Origin of the sequence: Fibrobacter sp. UBA4309, assembly GCF_002395745.1 — a bacterium.
Lineage (GTDB): Bacteria > Fibrobacterota > Fibrobacteria > Fibrobacterales > Fibrobacteraceae > Fibrobacter.
In genome coordinates this window covers 65,997-84,045 of the sequence record NZ_DGUN01000051.1, presented here as the reverse complement: position 1 = coordinate 84,045, position 18,049 = coordinate 65,997, and the positions used below count along the sequence as shown (strand labels likewise).

The window sequence follows — 18,049 nt, the reverse complement described above, 5'->3', positions numbered from 1 at the left end:
TATGGGTGCATGGACATAGGGAAAGGATGGTATAAGATGTTTGGATTTAAGATGGATCGGTTCGCCGGCATCGTTCTCGCTGTATTGGGGAGCGCTGTTTCGCAGGGCTTGGCGCAAGACTTGCTTTACCCCGACATGTTCGCGCTGGGCGACGTGCAGTTGCTTGGCGGGCCCCTGAAGGACCGTCAGGACCTGAACGTGGAAACGCTGCTCAGCTACGATACGGACCGCCTGCTTGCCCCGTTTTACGAAGAGGCGGGAATGCGTCCGAAGGCTTCCAAGTTCCCGAACTGGGCGGGCCTCGATGGCCACGTGCTGGGCCATTACCTGAGCGCCTTGGCGATGCACTATGCGGCAAGCGGTGACGAGTTGGTAAAAGAGCGTCTGGAGTACGTTCTGAGCGAGCTCAAGACTATCCAGGACCAGAATTCCAAGGACAATAATTTCAAGGGCTACATTAGCGGCGTGCCCAACGGCAAAAAGATGTGGCTCAGCATGAAGAGCGGCAATGCCGGTGCGCAGAACGGCTATTGGGTCCCCTGGTACAACATCCACAAGCTTTTTGCGGGCCTTCGTGATGCCTACATCTATGCGGGCTACGAGCAGGCGAAGACGATGTTCCTTGCTCTTTGTGACTGGGGGCTTACCATTACGGGCGGGCTCAACGATTCCAAGATGGAATCCATGCTCGGTACGGAACATGGCGGCATGGCGGAGGTCTATGCCGATGCCTATGCGCTTACCAAGAATACGAAGTACTTGAACGAGGCCAAGCGCTGGTCGCACAAGTGGCTTTTGAATGCGATGTCGGCAAATAACGACAACCTCACGAATGTTCACGCGAACACGCAAGTGCCGAAGGTAGTGGGCTTTGCGCGTATCGCGGAACTTTCGGGGGACCAGACTTACGTGAAGGGCTCCGAGTATTTTTGGGACCGCGTCGTGAACAAGAGGAGCATCGCGATTGGTGGCAACAGTATTTCGGAACATTTCCCGTCTTTCGACAACCACAAGAAGTACGTGGAAGAACGCGAAGGACCCGAATCTTGCAACACCTACAATATGCTCAAGCTGACGGAGCGCCTGTTCAACATGGACCACGGCGCCAAACAGGCGGATTTCTATGAGCGCGCTTTATTCAACCATATCCTTTCTACTATACACCCGAAACATGGCGGGTACGTGTACTTCACTCCAGCACGTCCCCGTCATTATCGGGTGTATTCCAAGGTGAATGCCGCCATGTGGTGTTGCGTGGGCTCGGGTATGGAAAACCCCGCGAAGTACAACCAGTTCATTTACACGAAGGATGGCGATGACCTGTACGTGAACTTGTTTAGTGCATCGCTTTTGAACTGGAAGGCGAAGGGCGTCAAGATCAAGCAGGAAACCGAATTTCCGAAGGGCGAAAGCGCAAAGTTTACCATTACGGGAAGCGGTAGTTTCGACATGAAGATCCGCCATCCGTACTGGGTGAAGGAAGACGCCTTCAAGGTCATCGTGAACGGCGATACCGTCGTGAAGAAATCAGACCCGTCGAGCTACGTTTCTGCGGGTAAGTCCTGGAAGTCCGGCGACGTGATCGAGGTGCTGTTCCCGATGTACACGCACGTGGAAGAACTCCCGAATGTTTCTGACTACGTGGCGCTTATGCATGGCCCCATCGTGCTTTCCGCAAAGACGGGGACTGCGAACCTGAACGGCCTCGTTGCCGATGACGGACGCTGGAGCCATATCGCGTCGGGAGCGCTTGAATCCCTGGATCAGGCCCCCATGTTGGCGAGCAAGAAGGAAGATATCCCTTCAAAAGTGGAACCCGTGAAGGGCGAGCCGATGCACTTCAAGGCGCCCTACCTTTTTGCGAACAAGAAGGACGCAAACTTGTTGCTGGAGCCGTTCTACGAAGTGCATGATGCCCGCTACATGATGTACTGGATGGTACTTACCGACCCCTCGATTCTGGAACGCTTGAAAAAGGAACAGGAAGAAGCGTTGGCGCTTGACGAGAAGACTGTAGATAAAGTAGCGCCTGGCGAGCAGCAGCCCGAAGTGGACCACCAGATGAAAACCGAAAATACGACCTCTGGCACGGCAAACGGTGAATTCTACCGCGACGCGGGTAAGTGCAATGCGGGCGACGGTGGCTCTATTAGCTACGTGCTCGAAACCAATAGCGAAGATTCCTTGAGCCTTATGGTTCGCTACTGGGGCAACGAATCCTGCTCGCGTACGTTTGACATTATGATCGATGGCGAAAAACTTGCGACCGAAAGCATCGAAGGCAAGTGGAACAAGAAGGAATTCGTGAACGAAATCTACGCGATTCCCGACGCCATGATCAAGGGCAAAAAAGAAGTCCGCGTGACGTTCAAGGCGGGTGCGGGCAACATGGTGGGCGGCCTCTACGGCGTGCGACTGCTCCGCAACAAGCCCAAGCCCGAAGTGACGGATGCCTTTCCGACGACGGTTACTGCGCCCGCGCACCCCGACTTGAAGGCGCGCGTGATGGGTGACGAGTTGCAAATTGCTTCCGCAACGGCACTTTCGCAGGGCTTTGCCGCAAGAATTTATGCGATGAACGGACGCCTGGTAAAATCCGTTGCGCTTCCGGCAGGTCAGTCCAGCTTTGGTATCGGTATTGCGGGGCTCGGTAACGGCACGTATATCCTGAAAATCCAACGCGATGGCTTCAGCTATGCTTCTACGCTGTTCAGGAAGGGCGGCTTTTGACATTCTGTCCATAAGAATCCCCCCGCAGGGGGTTCTTTTGAAGGCTTGTAAAAGATATTTTATAGTTGTTGCCTGGGGGCAGGAACAAGGAGTATGAAGATGTTTGGAATCAAGTATAGGCGAATCGCCTGTTCCGTTTTGATTGCAACCGCACTTTCGGCGGTGAGTTCTTTCGCGGTTACGAGCCAGTTCCGCGGTGTAAACTGGGCGGACAAACGCGACAATTTCGTCTCTGGCGTGCTCGTTCTTTCGGGCATGAGCCTTTCGGACAATTACCAGTCGGCATCGGTGGTGGCAGACCGCGTTATCGGACAGTTCCAGGAACTGTTCGGCACCAACAGCGTGCGCATTCCGGTGAACGAACCCACAATCCTCACGTTCTGGGACACCTACACGGGCGTTATCGACATGGGCCTTTCCAAGGGCCGTGTCGTGATGGGCTACTGGGGCCCCGCACAGCCTTCTGGCCCCAAGAATATGAATGACTGGTGGAGCATGTGGGCAAAAATCGTCGAAAAATACGGCGACCACCCGAATGCCTACTTTGAAATCTTCAACGAACCGCACATGTACAGCAAGACTGAACTGCGCGACCTTTATGCCCAGTGGTTGAGCAAGTTCCCTGATGTTCCGCGCGACCATATTCTGCTTGACGGCTCGGGCCTTGCGTGGAACGTGCCCGATATTGCCGACGACCCGCGCTTCGAGGGTTGCCTTTTCGCGGTGCACGAATACACGTTCTGGAACATGAGCATCACCACCGAGCAGGGCTGGAAGAACAGCTTCAAGGGCAAGGTGGGCAAGTATGCCGACCGCACCGTGTGTACGGAGTGGGGCGGCGCCATGGGCCCGGGCGAAAAGAATGGCGTGCATTACGACTACATGGATTACAACCAGCCGCCTAACAACTATTTTACGGCCTACATTCGCGGCATGTCCGATCAATTGCGCGAATGGGAAATGGGTAGTTTTTACTGGCCGGGCCTGCGCGATGGCGACTGGTACAGCATGACTAAGCGCACCGGCGAAGGCGCCAATATCAAGCTCGAAATCGTGAACCAATCGGGCGTGGACCGCATGAAGATGGCCTGGGCCGATACGGTCGAGACGACCCCGCTCGTACGCGAGGCGTTTAATGGCGAACCTGCTGCAATTCCGGGCGTAATCGAGGCCGAAAATTACGACAAGGGCGGTAATCGCTTCAGCTTTTACGACAAGGATGCCGCGAACAAGGGCGAAACCTACCGCGAAGATGCTGTAGATGTCGTTACCCTGGATGGCGCAACCTGCAACGGCGATGCCTGCAAGGGCTATGCCGTCGGGTATACCGAGGCGGGCGAGTGGCTCGAATATAGCGTGAAGGTCGCCACAAGCGGTAAGTTCGCAATCCGTGCGAACGTGGCGACCGCATCCGAGACATCAAAAATCCAGCTTTTTGTCGACGGCAAGGCGATTGGCGATACGGTGACTTTCGAGAAGGTCGACACTGTATGGACGGTGTACAAGGAAGTCGATATCGGCGTAGCAGACCTTACGGCAGGTGAACACATCCTGAAACTCGCTATTGCAGGGAGCTACGTGAACGTGGACTGGCTCAAGTTCTGCGAAGGCGAAAAGTGCGAAGAAACTTTGGGAATTCACGAAATCATGCCTGCATCCGTTACCAGGACTTCGGCCCCGCGCCTCCGCAAGCAGGGTGGCCGGCTGTTTGTCGAAAGGAACGGCGTGCGCTTTGACTTGACGGGGCACCGCATAAAGTAGTTCCATTGATAACTTGTCAATGAAAAGAAGTGTTTTTACCTAGAAATACCCTCTTTTAGAGGGTATTTTTTGTTTCGGAACTATACGCCAATAAGGGGTGTATGAGGAGATCTATGGGATTATGGATTCTTGCCGAGAAATCGGTCATTTGTGCGACTGCCTTGATGGTATCTGCGGCTCTTGCTGCCCCCCAGGCAACCTTCTACGTGTCCCCTTCGGGCAACGATGCCGCGGAAGGTACTAAGGATGCTCCCTTCAAGACGATTACGCAGGCGCAAAAAGCCGTGCGTGCCATAAACGGCACTATGACGGGCGACATCGAGGTGATTCTCCGCGAGGGCACCTACGCGTTGCCGGCAACTGTCAACTTCACCGAAGCCGATGGCGGTAAGGACGGCCACTACGTGCGCTATAAGGCGGCCGATGGCGAAAAACCCTTGATTACCGGCGGTATGCCCATTACGGGCTGGACTCTGCATGACGAAGCGAACAACATCTGGAAAGCCGAAGGCGTAGACGGTCGATTCCGCCAGCTCTACGTGAACAACCGCAAGGCGGTTCGTGCGTGCTTCCCCAACGTGATTGATGCAAAGGAAAAAGGCAACGGCGGTTTCGACCACGACTTTGTGCGCCTCACGAAGGTGGACTCTACGGGCCGCGCCTTCGATGTCTCTGCTGACTACGTCAAGAATATCAAGAACATCGAAGATGTCGAAATCCACTTGATGATTGCCTGGTCCGAAAACATCTTGCGCTTGGAAAAGGCTCAGGTGAACGGCGGCACCGCAAAGCTCATTCCCAAGGATCCCGAACGCACCAAGCTGTTCCACCGCGCTTTCCCCATGCTCGGCACCGCCTTCATGAGCAATCCGCCCAAGCAGCAGGTCTTTTATCTGGAAAATTCCTACGACCTGATTGACGCTCCGGGTGAATGGTACCTGGACGAAAAGAATCAAACGCTTTATTACAAGCCCCGTGAAGGCGAAAGCATGGCGACTGCCCATGTGGTTGCACCTCGCCTCAATACCTTGTTCAGCGTCTTGGGTAAGGATACCAAGAACAAAGTGGGCTACATGTCTTTCGAAGGCCTGACCTTCGCCCATTCCAACTTTACCCGCCCCAGTGACGAAGGCTTTTTGGATTTGCAGGCGGCAAACTTCAATGTAGACGTGCTTCCGGATCCTGGCCGTGGAAACTGGGAAAAGCTGAACAGCAACAAGTATTTGCTGTGGCGCCCCGATGCGGCGTTCCGCGTAGAAAATGCCCATCATTTCTTGGTGCAGGGCAACGTGTTCTCGCAGATTGCGGCTACGGGCCTCGACTTTGTCTCGGGCACTAACGATGACATGATCCAGGGTAACGCCTTCTTCGAAATCGGTGCCGCTGGCATTATGCTTGGCAAGTTCTATCAGGACTCCACGACCGAAATCCATATCGCTTATAATCCTAGCGACAAGGACGAAATCAGCACCCGCGATACGGTCAAGAACAACCTGGTCACCAACGTGACGAATGAGCATCAGGGAGCCGTGGGCATTGGCGCCGGTTACCCCCGCTACGTGGTGATCGAGCATAACGAAGTCTCTTACACTTACTACTCCGGCATTTCCATCGGTTTTGGCTGGACAAAGGCCCAGACGGCCATGACCAATAACCATGTGAACTGGAACGAAATTCACCATATTGCCCGCTTGCTTTGCGATTCCGGCCCGATTTACACCTTGAGTAACCAGGGTACCGGCAGCGAAATCCAGCACAACTATATCCACGATAACGGAACTTCCAAGTGGGCCGACTACTGGAATGTGCCCATCTACTTGGACGAAGGCTCCAGCGGTTTTACCGTGAAGGAAAACGTGTTCAAGAATTCCCCTGCAGGCGTGGGCCAGAATCAGGCGGGTCAGAATAATCTCCAGCAGTCCAACAACTATTACAGCGACGAAGTCGTGAACAATGCCGGTATCGAAAAAGATTTCCGCTACATCCGCGATATCAAGGAAATCCCGCTGGCTGATTTCAGCAACACTGTGTCACAGGAGGCCTTCAAGGCCGTGATGAGCATCCCGGGCGTTGTGCAGGCCGAAGACTACGATATGGGCGGGCAGAGCGTCTCGTTCAGCGACAAGGACTTCGTGAACGAGGGTAAAGTCTACCGCGAAGACGGCGTGGATGTTGTGGGTCTAGACTGTTCCGATTCCGCCATGACCCAGGATTGCAACGGCTATGCCGTCGGTTACACGCAGGCTGGCGAATGGGTCGAATACACCGTGAACTCCGTCATTGCGGGCAAGTTCGTGTTCCGCGCGAATGTCGCAACAGGCCTCGAAGGCGGTAGTTTCATGCTGCTCATCGACGGCAAGGCCGTTACCGATACCATCGCGGTGCCGCAGGGCGAAGACTGGAACACCTACGGGTTCGTGGAAGGCGAAACCTCCGAAATCGCGAAGGGCGACCACGTGCTTCGCATCCTGTTTACCGGCAGTTACGTGAACCTCGACTGGATCCAGTTCGCTCTCACCAAGGAAGAACTCACTGGCATCAAGAGTGTTGCGTACAACATGGACTTTATGCCGAATATGGACCGCTCGCTCAAGGTGTACGGCGCAAATGGCCGACTTCTCGGGCGTGTTGAAAACAGCAAGGGCAAGAACCTGGGAGAAACCCTGAAATTGGCCGGATTTGCGAACGGCATCTACATCGTTCGCGGGTCGGGCCATGGCAAGGCGCTCCGGGTGCAGGTGAAGTAGGCCGCCCTTTGATAACTTGTCCATGCGAAGTGGCTTTCTGAGGTGAAAAACCCCCGTTTTTGGGGGTATTTTTATCATGGTGGGTTGGAAAAAACGCTTTTTTCTAGCGAAAGGGATGTAACAATGAGGATAGGAAAGAATTTGAAATTGTCGTCGGCTTTGCTCGTTTTGGGGCTCTGCTCCTCTGCCATGGCCGAAAACCCGCTTATCCAGACATATTATTCTCCGGACCCGGCGCCTGTGGTGTTTGGCGATACGCTTTGCACCTATTCCGGCAACGACGAGGGTGGCAGTTTCTTCACGATGCACGGCTGGCGCGTCTCCTGCACCACGGATATGGTGAACTGGACCGACATGAACACCCTCATTCTGGAAGCGGGCGACTTTAACGGTTCTGCCAAGAAAAACGGCGACTGGGCGTCTCAATGCATTCGCCGCAATGACAAGTACTATTATTACGTGACCGTGGAATCCACCCGCGGCGGCCGCGCCGTCAACGTGGCCGTGTCCGACAAGAAGGAAGGCCCCTTCAAGGATGCCCTGAACGGCAAGCACCTGGCGGGTCCCAACTGGGACTACATCGACCCCACCGTGTTTATTGACGACGATGGCCAGGCATGGCTCTACTGGGGTAACCCGAAGCTTTATTATTGCCCCCTCAAGGAGAACATGATTGAATGCGCAAGCGAAATCAAGGTCTCCGACATGAGCACCTTTAACGGCAAGTATACCGAAGGCCCATGGATTCACAAGCGCGGCAAAAAATATTACATGATTTACGCCGCCGGCGGCATTCCCGAATCTATTGACTATTCCTGGAGCGATTCCCCGACGGGCCCCTGGACCTATAAGGGCGTCATTATGCCGAAAAACGAACCGGGTGCCGCGTTCACCGTCCACTCCGGCATTGTCGACTTTAAGGGCCGCAGCTTCTTCTTCTATCACAACCAGAAGAACGTGAAGGGCGGCGGCTACAGCCGTTCTACTGCCATCGAAGAATTCACCTGGAATGCCGACGGTACCATTCCCACGATCCGCGCCACCAACAATGGCGTCGTAAAGCCCATCAAGAACCTTGACCCGTTCGTGCGCGTGGAAGCCGAAACCAAGGCTTGGGTTGGCGGCATGACTGTCAATACGTCGGGCGGCTACACCATCATCGAACATGTCGGTGCCGAATACGGCAATGTCTTCCTCACCAAAATGAACAGCGGATTCTATACCAAGGTGCGTTCTGTTGACATGGGCGACGGTGCCGACCGCATTATCGTTTGCACCAGGGGTAACGGCGGCAAGCTTGAACTCCATGCCGGTTCCGAAAACGGCGCACTCCTTGCGTCCATGAATATCCCGTCTAGTTCTGCTTGGGAAGAACATACCTTCGACGTGACCGATGCCGCCGGCGTCGACGACCTGTTCTTTGTCGTCAAACAGGGCGGTTTCGATTTTGACTACTGGTACATGGAAAGCGAAAAGACTGCCGTTCCGCAGACGGCTTACAACGACAAGCCGGCGACAATTCCGGGCAAGATCGAGGCGGAAAACTACGACGAAGGCGGCCACAACAAGGCCTTCTACGACAACGACCGCGAAAATCAGGGCAAGGCCTACCGCGAAGACGAAGTCGACGTCGTTGACATTAGCGATTCCAAGTGCGGCGAAGTGGCCTGCACGGGCTACGCCATCGGCTACACCAACGAAGGCGAATGGGTGGAGTACACCGTCAATGTCACGGCGGATGCCAAGTACGATATCACTGCGAACGTCGCGACTGCGTTCGAAACTGCCGGTATGCAGCTGTTTGTTGACGACAAAGCGATTACGGATGCGATTACGTTCGAAAAAGTGGATTCCGTTTTCACCACCTACAAGGTTGTCGATGTGGGCTCCGTGGAACTCAAGAAAGGCGAACACGTACTCAAGTTGCTCATTACGGGCGGCTACCTGAATGTGGACTGGTTGCAGTTTACCGACCCGAACGGCACGATTTCCATCGCGAAGGATATGCACCTCGATGTGCATGCACAGACCACGTTCGATGTCTACGGACTTCTGGGTCAGTACATGGGCCGCGTGGAACTGCGGGGCGAAACGATATCCAGAGCGCTTGCACGGGAAGGGTTTGCCCGCGGGGTATACATGGTTCGTGACAGGGGACAATCCAGGCTCCAGCGTGTACAAGTAAGGTAATTTCCCACAAGGAAAATCTCGGATGCCCCGTCTGTCGAGACGGGGCTTTTTTTGCTTTTGATAAAACGTCCATGAAGATTGTTTTTGCTGTATTGTAAACAGCCTCGAAAAGGGGTATTTTTTTATTACACATGGAGTTTTATGAGGGATGTTATGAACAAGAGTTTCAAGAAAATTGGATTTCTTGGCCTTATCGGCCTTTTTGCCTGTGCGTCCGCATGGGCTCAACCGAACGACGAATGGAACGGCAAACCGCGTGTTTTCGGCGTAAACCGGCTTAATCCGCACGTGACCTCGATGCCCTACACTACGGTGGAAGAGGCTATCAAGGGCGACCGCCATGCTTCCGAGTGGTACCAGACGCTTTCGGGCAAGTGGAAGTTCTTCCATGTCGATAAGCCTAGCCAGCGCAACAACGACTTCTACAAGGACAACTACGATGTTTCGGGCTGGGACGAAATCCCGGTGCCGTCTTCTTGGCAAATCCTTGGTTATGACCATCCGATATACACGAATGTGGTTTATCCGTGGGCACAGAACAACAGGGTCTCTGCTCCGTATGCTCCTACGGACTTTAACCCGGTGGGCCATTACCGCCGCACCTTCACCGTTCCCGAAAAGTGGGATGGCAAGAGAATTCGCTTGCACTTTGAAGGCGTGGAATCTGCTTACTACGTCTGGGTGAACGGCAACTACGTGGGTTATAGCGAAGATACCTTCACCGGTCATGAATTCGATATCAACAAGTACCTGCGCAAGGGTGAGAACAATATCTCCGTGCAGGTGTTCCGCTGGTGCGACGGCTCCTGGCTCGAAGACCAGGACTTCATCCGTCTCTCGGGCATCATGCGCGATGTATATATCTACGCCGTGCCGACGGTACATATTCAGGATTTCCAGATCGATGCGACACTCACCAACAACTACACCGACGGTTTGCTGAAGACTACCGCATGGATTTACAACTCTACGGCGTCCGCTTCCGGCGACTACACTGTGGAGCTTTCGCTTTACAACGACAAGGGTGCTGAAGTGATTGCTCCCTCTTCGCAGAAGGTTTCGGGAATCAGCGCTGGTGGCGAGAAGAGCGTGCATTTTGAACTGCCTCTTACCAAGCCGGACCGCTGGTCTGCTGAAACCCCGAACCTTTATTCCGCGGTGCTTGTCATCAAGGACGGCAGCGGCAAGGTAATCCAGGTCGAAAGCAACAAGATCGGTTTCCGCAAGGTCGAAATCAAGAAGGAAAACGGGGCCCCGCGTCTGCTGGTGAACGGCATGCCGGTGAAGTTCCATGGCGTGAACCGTCACGAACTCGATCCGGATAACGGTCGCGCGGTGAACTACGAGCGCATGGAACAGGACATCATCCTGATGAAGAAATTCAATATCAATGCGCTCCGCATGTCCCACTACCCGAACAATCCGATGATGTACGATCTTTGCGACAAGTACGGCATTTACGTGATTGACGAGGCGAACGTCGAAAGCCACGGTGCGAACGGTGACCTGCCCAAGAGCAGCGACGACTGGCGCGCCCCGGTGGTGGATCGCCTGAACAGCATGGTGCAGCGCGACAAGAACCACCCCTGTATTATTCTGTGGTCGCTCGGTAACGAAGCGGGTAACGGCAACGTGTTCGCCTCCGAACGCCAGCGCGCTCACGAGATTGACTCCACCCGCTACGTGCATTACGAAGGCGACAACAACAATGCCGACGTGACGAGCCAGATGTACTGGGGATACGACTATATCGCAGGTTACAAGGATGCGAACAAGCCCGTGATGCTCTGCGAATACGAACACGCCATGGGCAACTCCGTGGGCGACCTGAAGGAATACATGGACGCCTTCTATGGCAACCCGCGCGCCTTCGGCGGCTTCATCTGGGACTTCATCGACCAGGGCCTGCACCACAAGGGCACTCCGTACTGGGAATTCGGTGGCATGTGGGGTGACTGGCAGAACGACGACAACTTCTGTGCGAACGGTCTCGTGTTCCCCGACCGTGCAATCCAGCCGGAAATGTGGGAAGTCAAGTACCAGTACAGCCAACTGCGCGTGAAGAATGTCGATGCCGCCAAGGGCAAGCTCGAAATCGAAAACCGCTATCTTTTCAAGAACCTGGGCGACTTCCTCGATGCCGTCTGGGAAATCAGGGAAAACGGCAAGGTCATCAAGACTGGCAGGCTAGATGGTTCGCAGATGAACATCGGTCCCCTGCAGAAGAAGGAAGTGACCATCGAGATGCCGAAAATCGAGACAACAGTCGGTGCCGAATACCACCTGGATATCGATTTCCGCCTCAAGAAGGATGAACTCTGGGCGAAGGCGGGACATAGCGTCGGTCACGAACAGTTCGGTATCGATTTGGGCCAGCTCTGGTCCACCGAAGTGGATGTCAGCACCATGAACGGTTTCAAGGTCTCCCGCGTGAGCGGGCTCTCCATCGAGGGCACGGATTTCAAGATCAACTTTGATGAGAAGGCAGGTACGCTTGCCAGCTATATTCTCGGTAAGGATACCATCATCAAGAACGGTGGCATTCCCAACTTCTGGCGCGCCCCGACCGACAACGACAAGGGATTCAATATGGAAAGGGGCCACGGCGAATGGCGCAAGGCGAGCAAGAACCGTAATGTGTCCTCCGAAGTCAAGGAAGTTTCTCCGCAAGAGACCCAGGTGACATTCAACTTCGGTTTCCCGGATGTGGGCAGCTCCAAGATGAAGATGACCTACTACGTTTACGGCAGTGGCGATATCGTTGTGGAATACACTTTCAATCCGGACGGCTCCAAGAGCTACATCCCGAACGTGGGTACGCTATTCACGGTTCCGGAAGGCTACGAGAAGGTCCGCTGGTTCGGCCGCGGCCCGGACGAGAACTACATCGGTCGTAACCGCGGAAGCTTTATGGGCCTATTCTCCACGCTTGCCGACTCCATGACGGTCAAGTACATGGAAATTGGCGAAACGGGCCAGCGTACCGACGTGAAGTGGGCGACTCTCACGAACAAGGAAGGCAAGGGCCTCATGATTGTGGGTAACCCGCGCATGGAATTCAGCGCCCAGCATTACACCCCGGAACAGCTCTCCGACGTGAAGCTCCCGTGGGAACTCAAGCGCAACAAGGACATCACCCTCCGCGTCGATCTGCACCAGATGGGTCTCGGTGGTATCAATTCCTGGGGAGCCGAACCGCTTGCCGCCTACCGCCTGAATGCGAACAAGGAATACTCGCATAAGTTCCGCATAGCCCCGATCCGCCAGCTGTTGAACGACCCGACCGAATACTCGCTGCTCGGCTTCAAGAACTTTGGCTGGAACGATTTGCCGGCGGAACCCTATGGTCAGAAGGAAATGGACGCGATATACGAGAACCAGCCGGATATAGATGTCACTCTCCCGATAAAGGTCTCCAAGCCTCTCGTCTTCAGAAATTCCGAAACCGAGCAAAGCTATCGCGTGTTCGACATGCAGGGCCGCATTGTGGCGAAGTTCATGACGCGCGGTGTCGAAGACCTTCACGAAAAAACCGCTAGCGCGGTACAGCGTTCGGGAATTTATCTGGTGAAACCCAGTAACGGTGGCCAGACATTCCGCATCAAGGTCAAGAAGTAAAGTTCCTATACACACACCATACCAAAAGCATTCCGGGAGAGTATCTTCCGGAATGTTTTCTGGAAAGTGAGGAGAGATGGTTCATTTCGTTAAGAATAAAGCTGTAAAGTTCGGCCTGGCGCTTGTGCTGGCTTGTGGCACCTTTACGGAAACGCAGGCGGAAAATCCGCTTACGCTCTGGTACGATAGCGATGCGGGGACGGAATTCACGAACGCGCTCCCCATCGGGAACGGCTACATGGGTGGTATCGTCTACGGTGGCGTTGCCAAGGATATCATCGGCCTGAACGAAGGTACCGTCTGGTCGGGCGGCCCGGGCGACAACAACAAGCAGGGGGCGGCTAGCCACCTGAAGGATGCCCGCGATGCCCTGTGGCGCGGTGACTACAGGACTGCCGAATCCATCGTATCGAACTACATGATTGGCCCCGGCCCGGCAAGTTTCCAGCCGGTGGGCGATCTCGTGATTACCACGTCACATTCGGGTGCCACGAATTACCGCCGCGAACTCGACCTCAAGACGGCTCTTGCAAAGACGACCTATACGGCGGGCGGCGTGAAGTACACGCGCGAATATTTCGCGAGTTACCCGGACCACGTGATTGTTGTTCGTTTGTCTGCAGACAAGAGCGGATCGGTGAGTTTCGGCGCGACCATGACGACTCCGCACCGCAACAACAAGATGTCGAATAGCGGCAATACGCTCGTTTACGACGTGACGGTAAATTCCATCAAGTTCCAAAACCGCCTGAACGTGGTGGCCGATGGCGGTACGGTTTCCGTCTCGAACGGGAATATCAACGTGCAGGGCGCGAATTCCGCGATGCTCGTGCTTACGATTGCGACAAACTTCAAGTCGTATAACGATGTTTCGGGTGACCCGGGTGCCATTGCCGAGGGCATCATGAGCAAGGTCGAGGGCAAGTCTTACGATGACTTGTTCAATGCCCACTTGAAGGACTACCAGGCGATTTTCAATCGCGTGAGTATTGATCTGGGCACCGCCGACAAGAGCGCGGGCGACATCACCAGCACCCGCGTGAAGAATTTCAATTCTACGAACGACCCCTCGCTTGTGGAACTCCATTACCAGTTCGGACGCTACCTGCTTATTGCAAGTTCCCGCAAGGGCGGCCAGCCCGCGAACCTGCAGGGGATCTGGAACAAGGACACGAACCCGATGTGGGGTAGCAAGTACACCACGAACATCAACCTCGAAATGAACTACTGGCCGGTAGAGACGGCGAACCTCGAGGAATGCGTGTGGCCTCTCATCGACAAAATCAAGAGCATGGTGCCGCAGGGCGAAAAGACTGCCAAGGTGCACTGGGGCGTAGACGAAGGCTGGGTGGAACACCACAATACCGACCTCTGGAACCGTTCTGCCCCGATTGACGGCGCGTGGGGGCTCTGGCCGAGTGGTGCTGGCTGGCTCAGCACGCACCTGTGGGAGCATTTCCTCTTCAATCCGACCGACAAGGCTTATTTGCAGGATGTCTATTCTACCATGAAGGGAGCGGCGCTCTTCTTCGTGAACAGCCTTGTGGAAGAGCCGACGACCGGCAACAAGTACCTGGTAACGGCCCCGAGCGATTCTCCGGAAAACGACCACAGCGGCTACAACGTCTGCTTTGGCCCGACGATGGATAACCAGATTATCCGCGACGTGCTGAACTACACGATTGAGGCGTCCAAGATTCTCGGCGTCGACGAGGATGTTCGAGCCAAGATGGAAGCGACCGTCAAGAGGCTCCCGCCTACAAAGACGGGCAAGTACGGCCAGATTACGGAATGGCTCCAGGACTGGGACGACCCGAACAACAAGAACCGCCATATTTCGCACTTGTACGGCCTTTTCCCGAGCGCGCAGATTACGCCCGAAGAGACTCCCGACCTGATCAAGGGCGCAGGCGTCACGCTGCAGCAGCGCGGCGACGATGCGACCGGTTGGTCCTTGGCCTGGAAAATCAACTTCTGGGCCCGCATGCACGACGGCGATCATGCCTACAAGATGATCCGCATGCTCCTTACGCCGAACAAGACTTACAACAACCTCTTCGATGCGCACCCGCCGTTCCAGATTGACGGCAACTTCGGTGCGGTCTCGGGCGTGAACGAGATGCTCATGCAGAGTCATAACAACAGGATTAACTTGCTGCCCGCGCTCCCCTCGCAGTGGAAGGATGGAAGCATCAGGGGTATCCGTGCCCGCGGCGGCTTCGAGATTGATTCTATGGCCTGGAAGGGCGGCAAGCTCACGTATGTCGCCATCAAGTCCGATGTGGGGCAGACGCTCAACTTGGTGAACGGCTCCAACAAGTTCACTACTGCGACGGTTCCCGGAAAAGTCTATGAATTCGACGGCAACCTCAAGCTCACGAACCAGCCGTACGAACCGGTCGAGGTCCCGGGCAAGATCGAAGCCGAGAGCTATGTCGCTATGGATGGCGTGCAGATTGAACCCGACGAGGCCGGCGTGCCGAATCTCGGCTGGATCAATGACGGTGACTGGTCCAGCTACCTGGTGAAGATTCCTTCGGCAGGGAAATACACTCTCACGGCCCGTGTGGCGACGGCCTCCGAAGAAGAAAGCTCCATTACCGTGACGGATACGGCGGGGAAGGTGCTTGGCTCCATTACCGTAGACCCCTCGAAGACAGATGGTTGGAACGATTGGTACGAAGCCACGGGCACCCTTGATTTGGCTGCCGGCGAACAGAAGCTCGTGTTCACCTATAACGGTGGCGACACGTACCTGATGAATGTGGACTGGTACGAAATCAAGGGGGAGGGAATGCCGGTCATGCCTGTCCATACGGCTGTATCCATGATCTCCGTTCGCGAAATCCGTATGGCGCGAGCCTCGGTAGCCCTGATGGTCAACGTGCCGGCTGGTACTGGCTTTACGGCGGTGCTCTACGACACCAACGGGAATCTGGTGGCAAAGAAGACTGGCTCGGGTTCCGGTGTCGTGGAATTCGCCTCGCTGAAATCTGGAATCTACGTGGCGCAAGTCCGCTGCGGTTCCGCAAGCAAGGTCATTAAAATAAAGGCTTTGTAATTCTTTAAGAAAGATCTCCACATCCAACCCAAAAAACGCTCCGGGATACCGGAGCGCTTTTTGTGATGTAGAAAAGGCGTCCCGGAAAGGACGCCTTTGGGGGGAGAGAATATAAAGTAATCTTACTTCACGAAGCTGGCAGGCAGCGTGAACTGCTTGAGGAACGGCCAGCCAATCTTGCCGTCGCCCTGTTCGTGACCGCCACCCTGCTTGGTGCAGAGCACGACCTTCACGCCGTCCCTGCAGTTGGAGTATTCGTCGCAGCCGCTGGCGTTCTTGGTTGCAGAACCGGTGCATCCGTTCTTTTCTTTCCAGAATTCGAAGGTTCCCTTGGCTCCGAGGAAGTTCAAACCGTCATTGAAGCCGCTATCGCCACCTTCGTAACGGCAGGTACCGTCGTTGGTGCCGCGGAAGTTGATGACAGAAATCGGACGATCCGGGTTGCACTGGGCGCTGTTCGTCTTGTTCAGGTCCATACCTGCAGGAGCGACTGCGGCATAGACGTCAGACATGAAACAGGCCACGTGGTTACTCATACCGCCTCCCATGGAGAAACCGGTCGCATAGATGCGCTGCGGGTCGATACAGGCGATTTCCTTGACTGCCTTGATCATTTCGCGGGAGAACTTGACGTCGTCGTCGTTAGAGCAGCAGGGACCTACGTTCCAGCCGGGCATGTTGCCCATCATTCCGCCACCGCCCTTGGCCGTGCCATCCGGGTACAGGGTGATTACGCCTTCGGGATCGGTCTGGGACCTGTAAGTCGTGCCACTGTACTGGCCTTCACCGGATCCGCCAATCGGGTGGTAGTCGACAACGAGCGGTACCGGCTTGTCGCCCTTGTAGGTGTCCGGAATGTGCATAATGAAGGTACGCTTCTTGCCGTCGACGGTCACGTACATTTGCTGCTTGTCTACGTGCTTTGCGGTCTTGCCGGAGCAGTCGACCGTAATCGGGTCCTGGCTCGCGGAGGACTTTGCCTCTTCGGAGCTGGTCGGAGCCTCGACACTAGAAGAAGACTTGACGACGTCATTCGAGCTCTGGGCGACCGTGGCAGAACTCGTGGTGTTGGTGCCGCGTTCCATCTTGATGACTACGTCTGTTTCCACTTCTGCAGACATCGTGTAGGAGACGTTCTTGTAGCCGTCCAGCGCGAACATGAGGGAAGGAAGCGGATCGCCTTCCTTGAGGAGAGCATTCTTGCCCTTCACGATATAGGTCTGCGAGGATCCGTCGGCGGTTACGCGTACGAAGTTTGCGCTATGGCCGGCAGCCTTGGCGAGGTCAATGCTCACGGAGCCGTTAATCTCGTAGAAGGAACGCTGGAAGGTGACCTTGCCGAGAGCGTTGATTGCAGAAATCTTGAGTTGGTGGGCGTTCACGCCGTCAAGCGAGAAAACGCCGCCGTGGATGTTTGCGGACATCCTTGCGCTGGCAACGCCGAACAGGGCGTCCGAATCGGTGTTGATGCTGAACGTACCGTCTTCGGCGGTCGTTGTAGCGACTCCTGCGTAGTTGAAAGAGTTGATGGTTACGCCAGCGAGTGCTCTGCCCGAGCCGGCAGATTGGACTTTACCGCTAATACTCCAGGCGAACGCCATAGTACTAGACATTGCCAAAATGCTGGCAAGTCCCATAATTTGGGGAAATTTCATTTTTGACTCCTTTTTTTCCAAACCGCTCCCTTGCGGTATTCTTTTAGAAAAGTAAATCTTTTTCGTCTCAAATGCTAGAGTATTGTGTAAAAAAATGTTGATATAAATAACGGATTGCCTAAAATGCGCAAAAAACAATAAAAATTCGTGTAAGAAAAAATTGTACTTGGATAAAGTGTCAATAGAACCTTGATTTCCCCGCAATGCATTGCCTTTTTTGCGAGATATTTTTTTCTATGTGGGTTGGCGTGGTGGCCGGCCGCATTAAAATAAGGGATGTACAGGAT

At 54.8% G+C, this 18,049-nt stretch carries 7 protein-coding genes; 6 read left to right on the top strand and 1 reads right to left on the bottom strand.

Annotated elements, in window-relative coordinates; all coding sequences use genetic code 11:
- Positions 1-51: 51 nt before the first annotated feature.
- The 6 genes from B3M32_RS07540 (at position 52) to B3M32_RS07515 (ending at position 16,107) form a co-directional block, all read left to right on the top strand.
- Positions 52-2,730, top strand: coding sequence for a beta-L-arabinofuranosidase domain-containing protein (locus B3M32_RS07540; protein WP_414655176.1), 2,679 nt, complete (start codon positions 52-54; stop codon positions 2,728-2,730).
- 93 nt (positions 2,731-2,823) lie between these two features.
- Positions 2,824-4,491 carry a cellulase family glycosylhydrolase gene (locus B3M32_RS07535; RefSeq protein ID WP_290744797.1) on the top strand — a complete coding sequence of 556 codons (1,668 nt, stop codon included), beginning with the start codon at positions 2,824-2,826 and terminating at the stop codon, positions 4,489-4,491.
- Positions 4,492-4,604: 113 nt separating this feature from the next.
- Positions 4,605-7,238 (top strand): carbohydrate-binding protein, encoded by a 2,634-nt coding sequence (locus B3M32_RS07530; protein ID WP_290744795.1) that lies wholly within the window; start codon positions 4,605-4,607, stop codon positions 7,236-7,238.
- A gap of 123 nt (positions 7,239-7,361) precedes the next feature.
- Complete coding sequence (locus B3M32_RS07525; protein ID WP_290744793.1) at positions 7,362-9,428, top strand: family 43 glycosylhydrolase; 2,067 nt, start codon at positions 7,362-7,364, stop codon at positions 9,426-9,428.
- A gap of 153 nt (positions 9,429-9,581) precedes the next feature.
- The gene (locus tag B3M32_RS07520) at positions 9,582-13,046 is read left to right on the top strand and encodes a glycoside hydrolase family 2 TIM barrel-domain containing protein (RefSeq protein ID WP_290744791.1); all 3,465 of its coding nucleotides are present in this window, start codon (positions 9,582-9,584) and stop codon (positions 13,044-13,046) included.
- Between the two features lie 76 nt (positions 13,047-13,122).
- Complete coding sequence (locus B3M32_RS07515; RefSeq protein WP_290744789.1) at positions 13,123-16,107, top strand: glycosyl hydrolase family 95 catalytic domain-containing protein; 2,985 nt, start codon at positions 13,123-13,125, stop codon at positions 16,105-16,107.
- 122 nt (positions 16,108-16,229) lie between these two features.
- Here the strand turns inward: B3M32_RS07515 and B3M32_RS07510 are convergent, their stop codons facing one another.
- Positions 16,230-17,762, bottom strand: a complete 1,533-nt coding sequence (locus tag B3M32_RS07510; RefSeq protein WP_290744787.1) for a PHB depolymerase family esterase — start codon at positions 17,760-17,762, stop codon at positions 16,230-16,232.
- Positions 17,763-18,049 lie beyond the last annotated feature (287 nt).

What these genes read in the sequence shown, in the direction of transcription:
- B3M32_RS07515 (WP_290744789.1), top strand. Translation starts at nt 13,123, where the DNA reads ATGGTTCATTTCGTTAAGAATAAAGCTGTAAAGTTCGGCCTGGCGCTT.
- B3M32_RS07510 (WP_290744787.1), bottom strand. Translation starts at nt 17,762, where the DNA reads ATGAAATTTCCCCAAATTATGGGACTTGCCAGCATTTTGGCAATGTCT.
- B3M32_RS07530 (WP_290744795.1), top strand. Translation starts at nt 4,605, where the DNA reads ATGGGATTATGGATTCTTGCCGAGAAATCGGTCATTTGTGCGACTGCC.
- B3M32_RS07525 (WP_290744793.1), top strand. Translation starts at nt 7,362, where the DNA reads ATGAGGATAGGAAAGAATTTGAAATTGTCGTCGGCTTTGCTCGTTTTG.
- B3M32_RS07540 (WP_414655176.1), top strand. Translation starts at nt 52, where the DNA reads ATGGATCGGTTCGCCGGCATCGTTCTCGCTGTATTGGGGAGCGCTGTT.
- B3M32_RS07535 (WP_290744797.1), top strand. Translation starts at nt 2,824, where the DNA reads ATGAAGATGTTTGGAATCAAGTATAGGCGAATCGCCTGTTCCGTTTTG.
- B3M32_RS07520 (WP_290744791.1), top strand. Translation starts at nt 9,582, where the DNA reads ATGAACAAGAGTTTCAAGAAAATTGGATTTCTTGGCCTTATCGGCCTT.